At 58.6% G+C, this 18,006-nt stretch carries 15 protein-coding genes; 8 read left to right on the plus strand and 7 right to left on the minus strand.

Features of this window, described 5'->3' with window-relative positions:
* Nucleotides 1-70: 70 nt before the first annotated feature.
* Nucleotides 71-1,138, plus strand: coding sequence for a CaiB/BaiF CoA transferase family protein (locus tag OVA07_RS11515; protein ID WP_268171558.1), 1,068 nt, complete (start codon nt 71-73; stop codon nt 1,136-1,138).
* Between the two features lie 29 nt (nt 1,139-1,167).
* Here the strand turns inward: OVA07_RS11515 and OVA07_RS11520 are convergent, their stop codons facing one another.
* Nucleotides 1,168-2,235: a DUF475 domain-containing protein gene (locus OVA07_RS11520; RefSeq protein WP_268171559.1), complete on the minus strand. Its 1,068-nt coding sequence runs from the start codon at nt 2,233-2,235 to the stop codon at nt 1,168-1,170.
* Nucleotides 2,236-2,279: 44 nt separating this feature from the next.
* Entirely contained in the window at nt 2,280-3,149 is an 870-nt protein-coding gene (gene panB, locus OVA07_RS11525; RefSeq protein ID WP_268171560.1) for a 3-methyl-2-oxobutanoate hydroxymethyltransferase, read from the minus strand.
* A gap of 194 nt (nt 3,150-3,343) precedes the next feature.
* On the opposite strand from panB, the gene OVA07_RS11530 reads away from it, so the two are divergent.
* Nucleotides 3,344-4,864: an amino acid permease gene (locus tag OVA07_RS11530; protein ID WP_268171561.1), complete on the plus strand. Its 1,521-nt coding sequence runs from the start codon at nt 3,344-3,346 to the stop codon at nt 4,862-4,864.
* A 71-nt stretch (nt 4,865-4,935) separates the two neighbouring features.
* On the opposite strand, the gene OVA07_RS11535 is transcribed toward OVA07_RS11530, so the two are convergent.
* A complete protein-coding gene (locus OVA07_RS11535) occupies nt 4,936-5,418 on the minus strand; it encodes a pyridoxamine 5'-phosphate oxidase family protein (RefSeq protein ID WP_268171562.1) in 483 nt (160 codons plus the stop codon).
* A 173-nt stretch (nt 5,419-5,591) separates the two neighbouring features.
* Between OVA07_RS11535 and OVA07_RS11540 the strand changes: the two genes are divergently transcribed.
* Complete coding sequence (locus tag OVA07_RS11540) at nt 5,592-6,839, plus strand: putative DNA modification/repair radical SAM protein (RefSeq protein ID WP_268171563.1); 1,248 nt, start codon at nt 5,592-5,594, stop codon at nt 6,837-6,839.
* Nucleotides 6,839-8,272 (plus strand): UdgX family uracil-DNA binding protein, encoded by a 1,434-nt coding sequence (locus OVA07_RS11545; protein WP_268171564.1) that lies wholly within the window; start codon nt 6,839-6,841, stop codon nt 8,270-8,272. The genes OVA07_RS11540 and OVA07_RS11545 overlap by 1 nt, the downstream gene beginning before the upstream one ends.
* Nucleotides 8,273-8,292: 20 nt before the next feature.
* Here OVA07_RS11545 and OVA07_RS11550 read toward each other — a convergent pair whose 3' ends face one another.
* A complete protein-coding gene (locus tag OVA07_RS11550; RefSeq protein WP_268171565.1) occupies nt 8,293-10,842 on the minus strand; it encodes a hypothetical protein in 2,550 nt (849 codons plus the stop codon).
* Between the two features lie 72 nt (nt 10,843-10,914).
* Here OVA07_RS11550 and OVA07_RS11555 point away from each other — a divergent pair, with 72 nt between their 5' ends.
* From OVA07_RS11555 to OVA07_RS11570, 4 genes are all read left to right on the plus strand, one after another.
* Complete coding sequence (locus OVA07_RS11555) at nt 10,915-11,220, plus strand: Hpt domain-containing protein (protein ID WP_268171566.1); 306 nt, start codon at nt 10,915-10,917, stop codon at nt 11,218-11,220.
* A 65-nt stretch (nt 11,221-11,285) separates the two neighbouring features.
* Nucleotides 11,286-12,530 (plus strand): hypothetical protein, encoded by a 1,245-nt coding sequence (locus OVA07_RS11560; RefSeq protein WP_268171568.1) that lies wholly within the window; start codon nt 11,286-11,288, stop codon nt 12,528-12,530.
* Between the two features lie 9 nt (nt 12,531-12,539).
* Nucleotides 12,540-13,514 carry a hypothetical protein gene (locus tag OVA07_RS11565; RefSeq protein ID WP_268171569.1) on the plus strand — a complete coding sequence of 325 codons (975 nt, stop codon included), beginning with the start codon at nt 12,540-12,542 and terminating at the stop codon, nt 13,512-13,514.
* A 1-nt stretch (nt 13,515) separates the two neighbouring features.
* Nucleotides 13,516-14,880, plus strand: coding sequence for a sensor histidine kinase (locus OVA07_RS11570; protein ID WP_268171570.1), 1,365 nt, complete (start codon nt 13,516-13,518; stop codon nt 14,878-14,880).
* A gap of 7 nt (nt 14,881-14,887) precedes the next feature.
* On the opposite strand, the gene OVA07_RS11575 is transcribed toward OVA07_RS11570, so the two are convergent.
* The 3 genes from OVA07_RS11575 to gltX all read right to left on the minus strand — a co-directional run bounded on the left by OVA07_RS11575 (nt 14,888) and on the right by gltX (nt 17,990).
* Complete coding sequence (locus OVA07_RS11575; RefSeq protein WP_268171571.1) at nt 14,888-15,079, minus strand: hypothetical protein; 192 nt, start codon at nt 15,077-15,079, stop codon at nt 14,888-14,890.
* Nucleotides 15,080-15,192: 113 nt separating this feature from the next.
* Nucleotides 15,193-16,479, minus strand: a complete 1,287-nt coding sequence (locus OVA07_RS11580) for a citrate synthase (RefSeq protein ID WP_268171572.1) — start codon at nt 16,477-16,479, stop codon at nt 15,193-15,195.
* Nucleotides 16,480-16,526: 47 nt separating this feature from the next.
* Nucleotides 16,527-17,990 (minus strand): glutamate--tRNA ligase, encoded by a 1,464-nt coding sequence (gene gltX, locus OVA07_RS11585; RefSeq protein ID WP_268171573.1) that lies wholly within the window; start codon nt 17,988-17,990, stop codon nt 16,527-16,529.
* Between the last annotated feature and the right edge of the window lie 16 nt (nt 17,991-18,006).

Here is an 18,006-nt window from a genome sequence, read left to right on the forward strand (position 1 = left end):
CGGCCTCGACAGCAAGGGGCACGCAGATTAATCCCGTTTCAATCGATCGATTAAAAATGGGAGAAGCTGGATGCCGGGCGCGCTGGAAGGTCTGACCGTTGTGGAATTTGCCGGGATCGGCCCCGGTCCGTTCGCGTGCATGATGCTGGCTGACCATGGCGCGCGGGTGATCCGCATCGACCGACCCAGCAAGGGGGATCGCGTGGGCGATGGCGGTGACCGCGATATTTTGAACCGCAACCGAGAGCGGTTAGAGCTTGACCTCAAGAATCCGGATTCCATCGCCCGCATCCGCGAACTGGTGAAAAGCGCCGATGCCATTGTCGAGGGCTATCGTCCCGGTGTGATGGAGAGGCTGGGGCTGGGACCGGAGGTGCTGCTGGCTGACAATCCGGCGTTGGTTTACGGTCGGATGACAGGTTGGGGGCAGGACGGTCCGATGGCGCCACTGGCCGGGCATGACATCAACTATATCGCTCTGGCAGGGGCCTTGCACAGCTTCGGGCAGGCAGGCGGCAAGCCACAGTTTCCGGTAAACCTTGTCGGCGATTTTGGCGGTGGCGGCATGTTGATGGCGTTTGGCGTCATGGCGGCAGTGTTCTCCGCCCGGCAGACCGGCAGGGGGCAGGTGGTGGACTGCGCGATGGTTGACGGCGCGGCTATCCTTTCGGCCATGACTTATACCTTCCTCGGCAACGGCCGCTGGAAGGATGAGCGCGGAGTCAACCTGCTGGATGGCGGCGCGCATTTCTATGACACCTATGAAACCAGCGACGGCAAATGGATTTCCATCGGCTCTATCGAACCGCAGTTCTATGCTTTGCTGATGGAAAAGACCGGCCTTGCTGGTGACCCGGACTTTGCCGCGCAGATGGATCCGCGCTGCTGGCCCAAGCTGAAAGACCGGATCGCCGCGCTATTTCTGACGAAAACGCGCGATGAGTGGTGTGCGATCATGGATGGCACCGATATCTGCTTTGCGCCCGTCCTTGGCTTGCGCGAGGCGCCAGCGCATCCGCACAATGTGGCGCGTGCAACCTTTGTGGAAGATCAGGGGATGGTCATGCCCGCACCTGCGCCGCGTTTTCTTGGTACGCCTGCGCCCAAGCCTTCTCTGGCAGGGCGCAGCGGCGGCTGACCTGTGTGTAAAGGGTGGGCTGAAACCGGTCAGTCCGCCCGAACAGCCTCTTCCAGTTCCGCATCGGGATACTTGCGCTTGTGGCGGACAGACCACCACAGCGACAGCGCGATCAACGCAGCACCAATCAGCCCGGTGATGGTCTCAGGGATATGGAACTTTGCCGACAGCAGCATGATCGCGCCAAGGGCAATGATCGCCCAGAACGCGCCGTGCTCCAAAAAGCGATATTCCGAAAGCGTGCCCTTCTGCACCAGCATGATCGTCATTGAACGCACGAACATGGCACCGATGGACAGGCCCAGCGCGATGATGACCATGTTGTTAGACAGCGCGAACGCACCGATCACACCGTCAAAACTGAACGATGCGTCCAGCACGTTGAGGTAGAGGAACCCGCCGAGGCCGGAACGTACAACTACGCCTGCGGCTTTCTGCGCCTCTTCGCGCATTTCAAGGATCGTCCCTAGAGCTTCGACCGCGATGAACGTGACAAGGCCTAGTACGCCTGACACCATAAAGGTCAACGCATCTGCTTCGGGCAGAAGCAGCGAGATGCCATAGATTGCCAGCAGCAGCAGAGCGATTTCGGCAGCTTTGACGTTCGAGACCACCGCCAGCTTTTCTTCCACCCACTTGATCCAGTGGACTTCCTTCTCGCCGTCGAAAAAGAACGACAGGCCCACCATGGCAAGAAACGCTCCGCCGAAACCTGCAATGCCGACATGAGCACTGCTGACGATTTCTTCATATCGCTTGGGATCATTGAGCGACAGGTTGACCGCTTCCATCGGTCCAAGCCCAGCCGCAACCGCAACGATCGCCAGCGGAAAGACGATGCGCATGCCGAACACGGCAATCACCATGCCCCAAGTCAGAAAGCGCTTCTGCCAGATTTCGTCCATTTCATCGAGCACGGCGGCGTTGACCACCGCGTTGTCGAACGACAGCGAGATTTCGAGGATCGACAGCACGAACACGATCCACAGCAGCGACATCGTGCCACCCACCGTGCCGGTTTGCATCCAACCATAGGCAGCTGCCAGTGCCAGGCAGACAAGCGTGAAAAGGATTGAACCCTTGTAGAAGCGGAGCAAGCTGGAATTCCCCTGTTCGTGTGCCGGAAGGCGCAGCAGTCTCGTTACTTGGGCTGATAGGTCTGTTCAATACCGGGGAAGGTGCGCGCACGCACTTCATCGGCATAACGCGCGGCTGCATCGGAAATCGTTCCGGCGATATTTTCATAGATTTTCACAAAGCGGGGCACCCGTTCGAACATGCCCAGCATGTCTTCGGTGACCAGCACCTGCCCGTCGCACTGTGCCGAAGCGCCAATGCCGATGGTGGGGCACGGTACGGCTTGGGTGATCGCTACTGCGATCGGTTCGACCACGCCCTCGATCACAATGGCAAATGCACCTGCATCGGCCAGCGAGCGCGCATCGCCGATAATCTTGGCGGCTTCTGCATCGCTGCGGCCGCGCGCGTTGTAACCGCCCAGCACATTCACCGCCTGCGGGGTGAGGCCGACATGCCCCATCACCGGAATGCCGCGTTTGGTGAGAAAGGCGATGGTTTCGGCCATGGCTTCACCACCTTCAAGCTTTACCGCCGCGCAGCCGGTTTCCTTCAGCACGCGCGCTGCGCTTGCAAAGGCCTGCTGCGGCGATGCTTCATAACTGCCAAACGGCATGTCGACCACGACCGCGGCATGATATGATCCGCGCACTACGGCTGCGCCATGCGCAATCATCATGTCCAGCGTTACCGGCACGCTGGACGGCAGGCCATAGATTACCTGTCCCAGCGAATCCCCCACCAGCAACAAGTCGCAATGCGCATCAAGCAACTGCGCCTGCCGGGCCGTATAGGCCGTAAGCATGACCACCGGTTGCGCGGTAACGCCATCCTTCTTGCGCTGGCGGATGACAGGGATGGTCAGGCGCTTCATCGGGGCGGGCGTGGGGTTGGCACGGCTGGTCGATGTGTCGAGTTGGAAAGTCGTTGACATTGGCGCGCGTCCTTTCAGGCGGGGTCATGCTTCTACTGTCTTGATGAAAACCCGCAAGGCTGTGCTGTGCCATGCGCATAACTGGGGAAAAATGGCTTGCGCGAAGCCCGGTTCCCGCTAGCTTCGCCGCCATTACCTGGTTTCCAAAGCAACCGTATCGGGTTTTGCGCTTTGGACCAAGGCGGGAGAATTTCATGTTCGGTCGCGTCAAACCGCTCGACGCCATTCTTGCTACTGCAGAAAAGAAATCGCTGCACCGCTCGCTGGGGGCATTCCAGCTTACCATGCTGGGCGTGGGTGCAGTCATCGGCACTGGCATCTTCGTGCTGACGGCAGAAGCCGCGCAGAAGGCTGGTCCCGGTATGATGATAAGCTTCATCATCGCCGGTTTCGTCTGCGCCGTTGCGGCGCTTTGCTATGCAGAAATGGCTTCGATGGTGCCGGTCTCTGGATCGGCTTATACTTATAGCTACGCTGTTATGGGCGAATTGATTGCATGGATGGTGGGCTGGGCGCTCATTCTTGAATATGCAGTGGCGGCAGGGGCCGTTAGCGTCGGGTGGTCCGGCTATGTTGTCGGTCTGCTCGAAAATGCGCTCAGTATCGATATACCTGATCTACTGGTTCGCGGCCCATATGATGGAGGCATGGTCAATCTTCCGGCAATGCTGATCGCAGGGCTGGTCACCTGGCTGCTGGTTATCGGCACCAAGGAAAGCGCATCGGTCAATGCGGTTCTGGTGGCGATCAAGGTGGCAGCGCTTACTCTATTTGTCGTTCTGGCGGTGCCAGTGATGAAGATGGAGAATTTCGAACCGTTCTCGCCCTTGGGCTTTAGCGGTATTGGTGCAGCGGCAGCGTCGATCTTCTTTGCCTATGTCGGTTTCGACGCAGTTTCGACCGCTGCGGAAGAAACCAAAAACCCTCAGCGCAACATGCCTATTGGCCTGATCGGCAGTCTTGCCATCTGCACCGTATTCTATCTTCTGGTTGCCGCAGGCGTGATCGGGTCGGTTGGTGCGCAGCCAATGCTTGACGCCAACGGCGTTGGCATGGAGCCTGGCAGCCGTGAACTGGCGGCACAGTGTGCCAGTATTGGCGATCAGGCTGTTGTCTGTTCAAAGGAAGCGCTGGCATGGACGCTGCGCGAAATCGGCTGGCCGCAAATCGGCAATCTTGTCGGGCTTGCTGCAGGCCTTGCACTGCCTTCGGTCATCCTGATGATGATGTTTGGCCAGACGCGCATCTTCTTCGTGATGAGCCGTGACGGCCTGCTGCCTGCCTCATTCTCGAAGATTCATCCGCGCTACAACACCCCGCATGTCATCACGATCATTACCGGTGTGTTTGTCGCTCTGTTTGCAGCATTCTTCCCGGTTGGCCTGCTGGCCAACATCTCGAATTCCGGCACGCTTTTCGCCTTTGCTGCCGTTTCGATTGCGGTTTTGGTGATCCGTCGCCGCGAACCTGGCCGTCATCGTCCGTTTCGCACTCCGGCGATCTATCTGACGGCGCCGCTTGCATTTTTTGGCTGCCTCTATTTGTTCTACAAGCTCGATTCCAAAAGCCAGTTGCTGTTTGTGATCTGGGCCGCGGTCGGGCTGGTGGTGTATTACGCTTACAGCCGTAGCCGCAGTCATGTTGGACGTGGGCTTGTCGAAGTTCATGAAGGGGATAGTGATATTCCGCCAATGCCGGTGCCACCGATCGATTGATCTGCGTTGCAGGCGATGAAAAGGGCCGCTCCATTGCTGGAGCGGCCCTTTTCTATTTCATACTGCAAACATCAAAGTTGGGTTTGGGTATAACCACCCTTGATATCGTTCGTCACGTCCATGCCCAGTGCCATCTTGGCTGTTCCGATCAGGCCCAACTCGCCTGCCCAGATTGAAGCCTCACCCAAATCCATACGCAGGAATAAAAGGTTGGGCGCGTCCTTGCCGCCAGGAAACCATGCCTCGACAAAGTTGTTCCAGTGCTTTTCCAGCTTCGCCCGATCTGTTTCCTCGACAAGCTGGCCATGGAAGCGGGCGAATACATCGTGGCCCTTGGATGAAAACGTCGCCGTAGCCGGACCCATGGCCGCAAAGCGATTGTCGCGGCTGGTAAAGAACCAGATCGCCCCATCTGCATCCTTATCCAATTGTGCGGTCATCGGTGCTGCGGAATCAAGGTCAGCGTCCCGCTGGAGCATGACATAGGGTGATGAGGACAGCGCTTTCCAAAACTTCTCGCGCAGCTCTTCGGGATTTCCCTGATCGTATTTCATTACAAAAATGCCTTTCCAGCGATGGATGACAGATCACCTTGCCTTGAGGCACAAGCGCGATCCTTATGGCCTGTTCAACCCGCATGACCGGCGCATGTTCCTGCATTGAATGCCATCTGCCTGCCTGAAGGAACAGGCTGGCGTTTGCGGAAAAGAAAACATATGGTGAACATATGTCGCAGCGATCTGTTCTTGAACGTCTCGAAATTCTGGCTGATGCCGCAAAATATGATGCGTCATGCGCCTCGTCGGGCACGGCCAAGCGCAGCAGTGCAGGCGGCAAAGGTATCGGATCGACCGAGGGTATGGGCATCTGCCACGCATATGCGCCAGATGGGCGTTGTATCTCGTTGCTCAAGATACTGTTGACCAACCATTGCGTGTTCGATTGCCACTACTGCGTGAACCGCAAAAGCTCGAATACCCGGCGAGCACGGTTTACCCCGCAAGAAGTGGTTGATCTCACGCTGTCGTTCTATCGCCGCAATTATATCGAAGGCCTGTTTCTTTCGTCCGGCATTAGCAAAAGCTCCAGTCATACCATGGAGCAGTTGATAGAAGTCGCCCGTATCCTGCGTGAAGAGCATAATTTTCTTGGTTATATTCACCTGAAAACCATTCCTGAGGCTGATCCTGAACTGGTGGCGCAGGCCGGGCTCCATGCTGATCGCGTTTCCATCAATGTCGAATTGCCAACGGTTGCTGGTCTTGCCAGGCTTGCCCCTGATAAATCTGCACCGCAGATTGAGGGGGCAATGGCCGCGCTGAAAGAGGCGATTGTCGAGGCCAAGGATGCGCGCAGCCGCTTTCGCCATGCGCCAAAGTTTGCGCCCGGCGGGCAATCTACGCAGATGATCGTCGGCGCTGATGCCGCATCTGATGCCGATATCGTCGGAAGGGCCAGCGGACTGTATGATCGTTTCGGATTGCGCCGGGTCTATTATTCAGCGTTCAGCCCTATTCCCGATGCCAGTGCCGTGCTCCCGCTCAAACGTCCGCCTTTGATGCGCGAACATCGGCTTTATCAGTCCGACTGGCTGATGCGGTTCTATGGCTATGCGCCGCATGAGGTGCAGCAGGCCGCTGGTACGGACGGAATGCTGCCGTTGGATATCGATCCCAAACTGGCCTGGGCTTTGCGCTTTCGTGAAGAATTTCCGCTCGATGTAAATCGCGCGCCGCGTGAACGCCTGCTCCGCGTGCCGGGATTGGGCGTGAAAGCGGTGAATGCGATAGTGGCTGCACGCCGTCAGCGCCGCTTGCGCCTGGCAGATGTGGGCAATCTTACGGTATCGCTGGTCAAAGTTCGCCCCTTCATCATCACAGAAGACTGGCGCCCTGTTCTACTGACAGACCGAAGTGATTTGCGCAGTATTATCGCGCCTGTCAAGCGGGCCAAACAATTGGAATTGTTCGCCTGATGCTGGCCACAGGCGCGAACCGCGACGAAGCATTTCGTGTCGTTCTAGGCGCGCCGGACGACTTCGATGGTTGGCGAACGGCTGCTCGCGAACTGGCGCGGGCAGGGATTTCGCCCGATCAGATCACGTGGGATTCCCCCGCCGATCAGACGTTCGATCTTTTTGCCAATAGCGACGAAAAGCTCCCCGTTGCGGTCCGCGATGCGCCAGACCTTCGGGTGTCACGCGCCTTTTTGCAACTTGCCCAAAGCGCGATCCTTCACACTGACAGCGGCAGATTTTCGCTGCTCTATCGAGTGCTGTTTCGGCTGCAGCGGCAATTTGGTCTGATGAATGACAAGGCCGATTTCGACGTGCGGCAGATGGAGAATCTCGCGCGTCAGGTCCGGCGCGACATTCACAAGATGCGTGCCTTTGTCCGCTTTCGGGTGATGGATGAAGGAGTGGCGGACGAGCGCTATGTTGCATGGTTCGAACCCGATCATCACATCCTGCGTGCCAATGCGGCTTTCTTCACGCGCCGCTTTACTGCCATGCGCTGGTCAATTCTCACCCCTAAGGGCAGCATGCATTGGGATGGCAAAGTCCTTTCGGAAGGGCCGCCAGCCACCCGAGCGGATGCGCCTTCGGGTGATCTGGTAGAAGTGCTGTGGCGGAAATATTATGCGTCCATCTTCAATCCGGCACGGCTCAAAGTCGGCGCAATGTTGAAGGAAATGCCTCGAAAATACTGGAAAAACCTGCCCGAAGCGACGCTTATCCCTGAACTGATCGCGGGGGCGCAGGCCCGCGAAGCACAGATGGTTGAAGCTGGAGCGCAGGACTTCGGCGACCGCCCCGAAAGACTGGATATGATTGCCGGGGCGATCCAGACGTGCAGGCGCTGTGCTATTGGCTGCAATGGCACCCGTGCAGTCATGGGTGAAGGGCCGGAACAGGCCCAACTGATGATCGTCGGCGAACAGCCGGGTGACAGCGAAGAGCGGGAAGGGCGCCCATTTGTTGGCCCTGCAGGGCATGTATTGCACAGCCATCTGGCAGCGGCAGGGATCAGCGCTGCGCAAGCGTATGTGACCAACGCGGTCAAGCATTTCAAGTTTACATCTGGCGGCAAGAGACGACTACATCAGTCGCCGTCAGCACGCGAAATCGATGTTTGCCGCTGGTGGCTGGAAGGAGAGCATGCGCTGGTGCGTCCGCGCCTGGTCCTTGCTTTGGGATCCAGTGCTGCCCGAGCAATACTGGGCAAGACGGTCAGCGTCCAGAAAGAGCGGGGGAGGCCGCTTAAGCTGGAAGACGGGAGCGAATTGTGGATCACCACGCATCCCAGCTACCTTCTGCGTTTGGATGACCCTGCCCGCGAAACGGAAGAGAGCAGGTTTCGCAACGATTTGCAGCAGGTTTCTGCAAGACTTCGGGAATTTCCCGAATGACTTGAGGGAGGCAGTCCCGTTCAGGTGCGCAGCCGTTCTATCCCCTGTGCCAGTGCAACATATAATTTGCCCATATCCGATGACAAAAGCGTCACTCCAAGAGCATTGCCATCGCGCGTGGCAAGGAGTTGGCGAAGCATTGATTCGAAATCATGGATGTAGCGGTTGACGTGTTCGCGAAATTCGCTGTCACTTTCGTAGTGACCTTGAACCGATTTGGCCTCGGCGCTTTCCAGCAGCGTCACGGCGCGGCGCGTGAATATGCCTCGATCGCCCCGCAAATAGGACGCCCACGCGGTTTCCGACACGTCGGTCGACAACGCTTTGGCAATATCGATAGCTGACGAATTGAGCGATTCGGTAATCAGCGCGGCGCGGCGGGCAAAGTCGTTGTCGACCTGTTCCTCCGCTCTTTCCCGCGCGCGGGAAACGCGAGCTTCGAGATTGCCTGCCAATTCATCGACCTTGGTCAACTGATCGCGCATGGCGATGGCTGTATCGCGACTTGCCAGAGCAGCGGAATCAATAGCCTCTTCGAGACGCCCGACCAATTCGGCGGCGCGGCCCTGAAGTACGCGAGAGATGGCCGCGCTGCTTTGCTCGCCAAGCTGGGCCGCCAGCGCATCAATCTGATCGGCCGTGCTGGCACGCAAGGTGTCCCCTGCCGTAGCGGCTGCGTTGGCCAGATTGGCAAGGGCACCTGCCAGTCGGTCCTCAATGTCTTGAGACAGCGCGGTGCTGGTTTGGCGCGCTTCTTCCAGAGTCTTTTGCAAAGCGGCAATCTGTTGCTGGCGCTCATCAGATTGCCGCGTCAGGCCTTCTTGCGCGGTGTGAAGTTCGGCAAGTGTTGCCGCAACTTCGTTTCGCGCCGAGCCGACCGTTTGTGCCAGAACACGTCCACCATCGCCCGCTTCACGCAAGGTATCCCGCAAGGTGAAAACGCGGTCTTCAAGCCCTTTTAGGCCAGCTTCGGTGCTGCGTAGCGCTTCGGGCATCTGGGTTCGGGTATGGTCGGCGCCAGCCTGCACAAGTTCAAGCAGGCGCACAGCCGAATCAGTCAGTTCCCCGATTTCCAGATCGGTGCCTGAAAGAGCGTGACGCATTTCGCCAAGACGGGTGTTGAGCCGTACAATCGCGCTGTCGACAATTTCAGCGGTATGTCCGCCCTGTTCACCTGAATTGCGAATAACATCAGAGAGTGCATTGATCTGCTTTTCGATCTTGGCGCATTGCATCGCCAAACGCTCAACCTCAGCGAGCTGGCTTTTGCGCTGGGCATCGATTGCCTGATCGAAATCAGCAAGTTTTGCCGCCAGTGCTTCTGCTGATGCAGCGGCGGCCTGTTCCATTGCGGCACGACGGCGGGCAATCGCTTCGTCAATCTGGGCAAGGCGGTTATCAAGCGCGGCGCCCTGTTCTGCTGCGGTTGCTTCTGCGCTGGCATGGCGGCGCGCCAGATGATCGGCCAGATCGGAGGACTGATCGTGAAGAGCGGATGTCAGTGAACGGGCAGAGTGTTCAAAACTGCCAAGACGTTGGGCTGCTTCAGAAATGACAGTTTCATGTGCGGTTGAAAGTTGCTGCAACGCGGTCTGTAGTGTTTGTGCGTGGCTGTCAGTGCGTGCGCGCCATGCTTCAAGTGCAGCTGTTTCGGCTTGGGCGGCGGCGTGTGCCTGCTCATTGCTGCGTGCGCGAAGCGTTTCGAAACGGCCTTCGGCTAGCTGTGCCAAATCTTCGGAAGCGCGCGAAAATCCGGCAAGGGCGGTATCAACCCTTTCACGGAACGAGATGACTTGCCGTTCGCTGGCAAGGCCGAATTCGTTGAGGCGCTGGAACCCCGAAACCAGTTCTTCCAGTTGCAGGTGTGCGCTGCGTCCGGCATTGCCGATATTGTTGGTGACGTCTTTCGCCGCATGGGCGATCACCGGGAGCTGGCTGCGCAGCTTGTCCATATTGTCCAGCGCGTTGGTTGAAACCTGCGCGATCAGGTCAATCCGCATGCCGTTTTGCGTGACCAACTCTTCAAGGCGCGTTGCACTACCCGAAAGACGTTCTGTCGCGACACGGCCAAGAGATTCAAGGTCACGCGACTGGGCAGCGATGAATTCGCGGGCGAGGGAAAGCTCAGTGTTCAGTCCGGTCAGTCGCTTTTCAAGCCGGGCTGCTTCGTTGGCCAGCGCCAGCGAAACATCACCAAAACGCGCAGCTTCGCGTTTGCTTGTACGCATTATGACAAGCAACAAAACGAGTGCGAGCAGCACAGGAACCGACCATTGCGCGATCCAGTCGATCCACTGAGGGGCGGTTGCACCGGTAGCACCGCCCGGCATGACTATCGTCCAGACAAACACGCCAGTCCAAATTGCCACGCATGCCAGTGTCAGCGATGGCGCGATCCAGCTTCGATCGGATGACGAGGGGGAATCATCTGCATGCCATCCGGCAAAAGCTTCATCCGCACTAGCTTCCGCGCAGGCCTGAGCAATGTGGGCATCCTGTGCCAGATCAGCGCCAAAGCTGACGTCCGGCTCGGTGCTTTCGATCGGAATGATCCGTGTTCCCCCGTTCATAGGCGGTGGCATATCACGAATTGCGATGGGGCATAAACCCTGCCTTAACATTTCAGCCCGTAGCATATTCGTATGGCCTATGAAGGTGGTTCTCTTGATGCCAACCTGGCGGTTGCTGCCGGGTATGATCCCGAACTAGTGCGCGAATTGCGCGCGGCGTTTATCGAAAGCGCCGAGCGTCAGGTCGATTTGCTGGGCCGTGCGCGCTGTGACGGTAACTGGCATGTCGCGGCCATGCGGCTGAAGGGGCTGGCGGCCAGTTTTCACGCTGACGGCCTTCTTGATCTTGCCGAACAAGCGGTAGACAGTGCGCCGGGTGACCCGGCCATTCTACGGCGGCTGCACCAAATGCTCGCAGACATGACGGTTAATCCCTGAAAACTGGCCGTGCTTCTTGGCAGCGGTGTCGGCAACCCCTACGATAGCCCGACAGGAGGCTTTTCTTGCGGGTCGCAGTTCTATCGTTGATTGAATCTGCCGGTGATGAACCGGATGTGCTACGCGGCTATTTGCCGATTGGTGGCCGGTCGATCTTGCGCCATCAGATTGGTTTGGCGCTGTCGCTGGGATGCAAGCGCATTGTGGTGATGGCCGAGGCTATCAGCGGCGAACTGGTGGCCATGCAGCACGCAGCAGAACGCGGCGGCGCACAATTTCACGTCATTGCAACCGCGCGCATGCTGGCACCTCTGCTACTGCCTGATGATGATGTTTTCGTTCTGGGTGACGGGCTGCTGGTCATGCCGGATGCTGCGCGTGAAATGCTCGATGCTGGCCCCGTGGTGCTGACATTGCCTGTTGAAACCGCCTTACCGCTGGGGTTTGAGCGGATTGATATCAACTATGCGTTTGCTGCCGCGATGCGTTTTCCTGGAAGAGTGGCGGCAGGACTTGCAGAATTGCCGCCGGAATGGAATGTTCAGTCGGCGTTGCTGCGCCTTGCCGCGCAGGCGCGGATCGCACATCGCGGCGTTCCGGCCAGTCTGCTGAATGATGGCCGGTGGAACATCGTCCGGACCGAAGCAGAAGCGCACCGGGTGGAGCGGCAATGGCTCAACCTACATACCACCAAGTCTTCTGCTGGCTCGGCTACTCCCGGTGAACGGTTGACAACCCTGATCGTGCGACGCCTTGGCCCGGCGATGCTTCATGCCGGAACCCGGCCTGCCTTGGCCGGAGTGGCGGCGGGGGCGGTTGGATTGCTGGGAGGTGGCCTTGGCTGGTTGGGGCACTTCGCCATCGGCTTCTTGCTGCTGGGCCTTGGCTGGATGGTCGAGCGGGTGGCCAGCCTGCTTGGCCAGATTGAACGCAATTCTCTGCTGGTTTCAGGGTCTGCTCGACGCGGTGTGGCCATCTTTCATCTGCTTATTGATGCAGGCTTCGTAACTTTGGCCACTTGGCGCTGCGAATTGCCACCGGGTCACGGATGGCCGTGGGGAGCGGCGGCATTCGCCCCGGTTTTGCTGATCGGCATGATGCGGCTTGTGCCGCTGGCATTGGCGAATCGGCCATGGAGCCGCTGGCTGGAGGATCGTTTACTGACAGGATGCGTGCTGGCAATCGTCAGTATTTTCCTGCCGTTCGATGCTGCCGTTGCGCTTGCAGTGCTGGGCTTACTGGGCACCTGTCTGTTTGCGCTGCAATTTGAAGGCAGTTCGCCTAACCCGCGATTAACTAGTGAGGCGTAAGAGCGGGGCATGGCATTGACCGCAATTCCCGGCACCGAGCATCTGGCAATAGAAGCGCTGTTGCGTGACGATCTGCTGCAAGCGGATCAGGCTCTAATGCACGTGCAGCCCATCCTGCGTCACTTGCTGCGCAATGACGATAGCGCAATTTTCAGCGACGAAGTTATCGCGCGCGTTCGTGGAATGCTGGCCGATCTGGGCCGACAACTTGTCCGTGCGCTGGATGATGCTGCCGGTTTTGCCCGCCCCGCCGGGCTGAACGGTGTTTCCGGACTGGTAGACGCCTTGGCCGCACAAGGCGAGTTGCTGAATCATCTGCACATGCTGGCGCTGGAATGGCAGTTGACCGAAAAGTTGCAGGCAAGGTTGGGCGTCGATCCCGTGCTGACGCCGCTGATGCAGGATTTCGTTGCTTCGGTTGATCCTGATATCGCTGCGCGAGGAATGAATCTGCTGGCAGCCCAAGCCCGGTTTGGACAGGCCATTCGTCGTATGCAGCTTCCGCTGGTGGAATTGCCCATCGATCTGCATGATCTGACGATCGAAGTGATGCGCGCCAGTCTTGCAGATGATGTGGTGGGGGCTGCTGCGGCTGATGAGGCGGCGGTGTTTCTGCGCCATGCGCGTGGGGCGCATGCGGGGCGGGTCGATCTGTTAGGGCATGCTATCCAAGCCGTGGGCGATGATCGGCGTGATGCATTGTTGCTGGAAAATGCAGGTGCTGCGCTGTTCGTCACCGCAATTGCAGCGCGAGCCGGCATGTCGCGCGATATGGCGATCATGGTTACGGTCGAAAGCCAAATGTTGCGCCTGGGTCTTTTGCTGACATCTGTGGGATTGGAGCGCGAACGGATTGCTTCAGTGTTTGCCGCGCTACATCCTGAATGTGCGGTGCCAGACGCCGTGGCTGATCTTGACGCGGCCCGTGCTGCAAAATTGCTGGCTGAATCGCCCTGCTCCCATCAATCTTTGGGTAGAGGCTAACATGACAGCGGCGGGGCCGATCCACGCCCGATGCGATGGCGCAGATAAACTGGTCGAAGCGGACGAAATGCTGGCCGCGTTACAATTGCGTGCGGGCGGAACCTTTCCAGGACCGATGGCCTTGCCGCCGCTGCTGGCGCTTGTGCGGCGTGCCCGGCTTTCAGGGGCTATGCTGGCAGAAATGCTGACTGTGCGTGATGATGCGCAGCCGGTTTCGTTTCGTGCCGCTGTCTGGCCTGATGGGGCGGGGACACGCATAGAGATTACCGGTTGGCGGCTTGCTGATGAGGCATGGCAGCATGATGACGGCAGGGCCGAGGCGCTGATGCGCCAGCTTGCCGAGGCACATGTGGTTCTGGATGCAGAACAAAGGATCATTTCGGGCACGGTCGATGCGCCAGATCTGGCGTGCTATGCTGCGGCGTTGCGGCAGGGATTTGGCCGATACTGGACTGATATGGTCACGTTGCGCGGCAGCAGCCATCGTCAACCGCTGCACTGGCGGTTGCTGGATGATGCGGCTCTTGATGTTCCGGGATCGGAGCGTCCGTGGAAGGTGCGGTTGCTGCCTTTGCAGGCCGGTGGTTTTGAACTGCTGTTGATTGCCGAAACGGTGCTGTCGTCGCCCGCGGAAACCTTCCCGTGCGAAGGGGGGGACGTATCGCCTTTCAAGGGCTTGCTTGGCAGCAATCTGGCGCCAGCATTGCGGCAGCCGTTGAATCGGATTGTGGCCAATGCTGAAACCATCCGTACCCGCCTTGCCGGGCCGCTGGCGGAACAGTACGTTGGCTATGCGGGCGATATTGCCGAAGCTGGGCGGCATTTGCTCGGGTTGGTCGAAGACCTGTCTGATCTGGAAACGGTCGAGGATGCCCATTTTGCACCTCTGCCCGATCATATCGACCTTGCCGATTGCGCGCGCCGGGCTGCAGGTATTCTGGGCGTGCGGGCGCAGGAGCGGGGCATTGCCGTAGTAGTTCCCGCGCTTGATCTTCGTACACCTGCGATTGGTGAATTCCGTCGCGTTCTGCAGATCCTGATAAACCTGATCGGCAATGCTATCCGCTATACGCCGGGGCGAACCACCGTGCAGGTTGAAACCGGCGTCGATGGTGATGTCTCCTGGCTCGCGGTCATCGACGAGGGTGATGGCATCTCGCCTGAACAGGCCGAAAAGGTGTTCGAAAAGTTTGAACGACTTGGCCGTAGCGGCGATGGCGGCAGTGGCCTAGGCCTGTATATCTCGCGCAAACTGGCCCGTGCGATGGGTGGTGATCTGGCAGTATGCAATGATGCAGGTGGGGGCGCATGTTTCGTGCTGAGCTTGCCGGCCGATCTGGCCGCTTCGGTTCAGGCCAGCGCCTGAAGCCTTATCAGCGGCGACGCTTTGCCCGCCACAGGGCAAACACGCCCAACAACATCAATCCGGCGCCGATGAACGCCCACTGGCGTTGCACCAGCATAAAGCTTGATGCGGGCCACATTATAATGCCCATGCCCTGACCGACCCAAAGGCCGCCAACCAGAATTGCGGCGATACCGAATATCCGAAGAAGCATCGCCATCGCTACAATTCCTTGTTTTTCGGCTTTCGCTCAACGGCATATGATAGCGCGCCGTTGAGCCGGTATAGAAAGCTGGCGCGGCGCTTTGGAAAGCGGCCGCGCCTTCAATTACCTCAGCGTTCGCTCAAAGGCACATAATCGCGCGCCGTAGGGCCGGTGTAGAGCTGGCGCGGACGCCCGATCTTCTGGCCTGGATCGCTAATCATTTCGTTCCATTGCGCGACCCAGCCCACGGTACGGGCAAGGGCGAACAGCACTGTAAACATCGTGGTCGGGAAACCGATGGCCGAAAGGATGATACCCGAATAGAAGTCCACGTTCGGGAACAGCTTCTTTTCCGCAAAGTAGGGATCGCTCAGGGCGATTTCTTCAAGGCGCAGCGCGGTTTCGAACAGTGGATCCTGCACATTGAGTGCTGCAAACACTTCACGTACGGTCGACTGCATCACAGTCGCGCGCGGATCGTAGTTCTTGTACACGCGATGGCCGAAGCCCATCAGGCGGAACGGATCGTTCTTGTCCTTGGCACGGTCGATGTAGTGCTGGATCTTGTCCGGCGTGCCGATTTCCTTGAGCATGTTCAGCGCGGCTTCGTTGGCGCCGCCATGCGCCGGGCCCCACAGGCAAGCGATGCCTGCTGCAATACAGGCGAACGGATTGGCACCCGACGATCCGGCCAGACGCACGGTCGACGTTGATGCGTTTTGTTCGTGGTCGGCATGAAGCGTGAAGATGCGGTCCATCGCCTTTTCAACGGCGGGAACCACTTCGTATTCTTCCGCCGGCACGCCGAAGGTCATCTTCAGAAAGTTGCCGGTGTAGGATAGCTTGTTGTCAGGATAGACGAAGGGCTGGCCGACCGAATACTTGTAGGCCATGGCCGCGATCGTCGGCATCTTCGCGATCAGGCGGTGCGAGCTGATCTTGCGGTGCTGTGGATCGGAAATGTCCGTGCTGTCATGATAGAACGCCGACAGCGCGCCAACCACACCGCACATGATCGCCATCGGGTGCGCATCGCGGCGGAACCCGCGATAGAACGTGGCAAGCTGTTCGTGCAGCATGGTGTGGCGCGTGATGGTGCGCGAAAAGTCCGACAGTTCCTTCTGACTGGGCAGTTCACCGTTCAGCAGCAGATAGCTGACTTCCATGAACGACGAATGTTCAGCCAACTGGCCAATCGGGTAACCGCGATGCAGAAGCACGCCTTCATCACCATCGATATAGGTGAGGGCGGAATCGCAGCTCGCCGTCGATGTGAAGCCGGGATCATATGTGAACATGCCCGTCTGGCCATAGAGCTTGCGGATATCGATGACATCCGGGCCGATGGTGCCGCTCTTCACCGGCATATCGATAGTGTTGCCGCCAGCGGTCAAAGAAGCCTGGTTATCGCTCACGCTTAGCCCTCCTTTTATATCTTTAACATGCAATTGGCTGCTCAGGCTCAAGCCGCATGGTCGCGAATACGCGCCAGCGACTCGTTCTTGCCGAGCAGCGCCAATACGTCGAAAATGCCCGGCGAGGTAGCCTGTCCCGTCAAGCTTGCGCGTAACGGTTGGGCAATCTTGCCCAGACCTATCCCTAGCTCCTCAGCCATTTGTTTTACCGTGGCCTCCAGTTTTTCGGTTGTCCAGCCGTTTTCAACATCAAGAACCCCCGCAACTTTCGTCAGGATGGCACGGGCTTCATCGGTGAGTATGGCCGCGGCCTTTTCCACCAGAGGAAGTGGCCGTTGCGCGAACAGGAACACTGCGCCAGCAGCCAGTTCGTGCAGGTCAGCCGCACGCACTTTCAGCACCGGCATGGCCTGCGTCAGCAGTTCCATCCCGCTTTCTGCCGAGAATGACGGAGCCAGCTTTGCAAGAAGCGGTGCAACCAAAGCGGCCAGACGCGCATCATCGGCCTCGCGGATATAGTGCCCGTTAAGGTTCAACAGCTTTTTCATGTCGAACCGCGATGCGCCCTTGTTCACATCGCCAATGTCGAACCATTCCACGGCCTGTTCGCGGCTGATGATTTCATCATCGCCATGGCCCCAGCCAAGGCGGAGCAGATAGTTGAATACCGCTTCTGGCAGCAGGCCCATCTCGTCACGATAGGCATCGACCCCCAGCGCGCCGTGACGCTTCGACAGCTTGGCCCCGTCAGCGCCATGAATCAGCGGAATGTGCGCATAGATCGGGTCCGGCCAGTTGCCGTCAATTGCGTTCATGCCGCGAACGATGACCAACTGGCGGAAGGCGTTGTTGATATGGTCGTCGCCTCGGATCACATGGGTCACCCCCATATCGTGATCGTCGACCACCACGGCCAACATGTAGGTCGGAGTTCCGTCAGAACGCAGGACGATGAAATCATCCAGTTCGCTGTTCTGCACGGTGATTGAGCCCTGCACCTTGTCGTCAATCAACGTTTCGCCCTCACGCGGGGCTTTCATGCGGACGACATAGGGCTGGCCTTCCGGCCACTGATCGGAGGTTGCATCGCGCCATTCACTATCAATGCGGAACGGGCGGCGTTCTGCCTGTGCCTGTTCACGCCGCGCGGCCAGCTCTTCCTGCGTCAAATAGCAGCGATAGGCATAGCCCGCATCAAGCAGCTTGTGCGCGACTTCGGCGTGACGATCCGACCGGGCAAACTGGAATACTGGCGCCTCATCGCCGGCAAGGCCCAGCCATTCCAGTCCGTCAAAGATTGCTTCAATGGCCGCATCGGTTGATCGCGCACGGTCGGTATCTTCGATACGCAGGAGATAGGTGCCGCCATTGCGTTTGGCATAAAGCCAGTTGAACAGCGCGGTGCGTGCGCCGCCAATATGCAGAAAGCCCGTTGGTGACGGGGCAAAGCGGGTAACCACACGGCCTTCTTCGCGTGATCCTGCAGAAACGGTGTCAGTGGCGCTTGCCATTGGCCGCGCTTTCCTT

The organism is Novosphingobium sp. SL115, assembly GCF_026672515.1.
GTDB lineage: Bacteria > Pseudomonadota > Alphaproteobacteria > Sphingomonadales > Sphingomonadaceae > Novosphingobium.

Coding starts and splice junctions, on each gene's coding strand:
- OVA07_RS11515 (WP_268171558.1), top strand. CDS start 71: ATGCCGGGCGCGCTGGAAGGTCTGACCGTTGTGGAATTTGCCGGGATC.
- panB (WP_268171560.1), bottom strand. CDS start 3,149: ATGTCAACGACTTTCCAACTCGACACATCGACCAGCCGTGCCAACCCC.
- OVA07_RS11530 (WP_268171561.1), top strand. CDS start 3,344: ATGTTCGGTCGCGTCAAACCGCTCGACGCCATTCTTGCTACTGCAGAA.
- OVA07_RS11535 (WP_268171562.1), bottom strand. CDS start 5,418: ATGAAATACGATCAGGGAAATCCCGAAGAGCTGCGCGAGAAGTTTTGG.
- OVA07_RS11540 (WP_268171563.1), top strand. CDS start 5,592: ATGTCGCAGCGATCTGTTCTTGAACGTCTCGAAATTCTGGCTGATGCC.
- OVA07_RS11545 (WP_268171564.1), top strand. CDS start 6,839: ATGCTGGCCACAGGCGCGAACCGCGACGAAGCATTTCGTGTCGTTCTA.
- OVA07_RS11550 (WP_268171565.1), bottom strand. CDS start 10,842: ATGAACGGGGGAACACGGATCATTCCGATCGAAAGCACCGAGCCGGAC.
- OVA07_RS11555 (WP_268171566.1), top strand. CDS start 10,915: ATGGCCTATGAAGGTGGTTCTCTTGATGCCAACCTGGCGGTTGCTGCC.
- OVA07_RS11565 (WP_268171569.1), top strand. CDS start 12,540: ATGGCATTGACCGCAATTCCCGGCACCGAGCATCTGGCAATAGAAGCG.
- OVA07_RS11570 (WP_268171570.1), top strand. CDS start 13,516: ATGACAGCGGCGGGGCCGATCCACGCCCGATGCGATGGCGCAGATAAA.
- OVA07_RS11575 (WP_268171571.1), bottom strand. CDS start 15,079: ATGGCGATGCTTCTTCGGATATTCGGTATCGCCGCAATTCTGGTTGGC.
- gltX (WP_268171573.1), bottom strand. CDS start 17,990: ATGGCAAGCGCCACTGACACCGTTTCTGCAGGATCACGCGAAGAAGGC.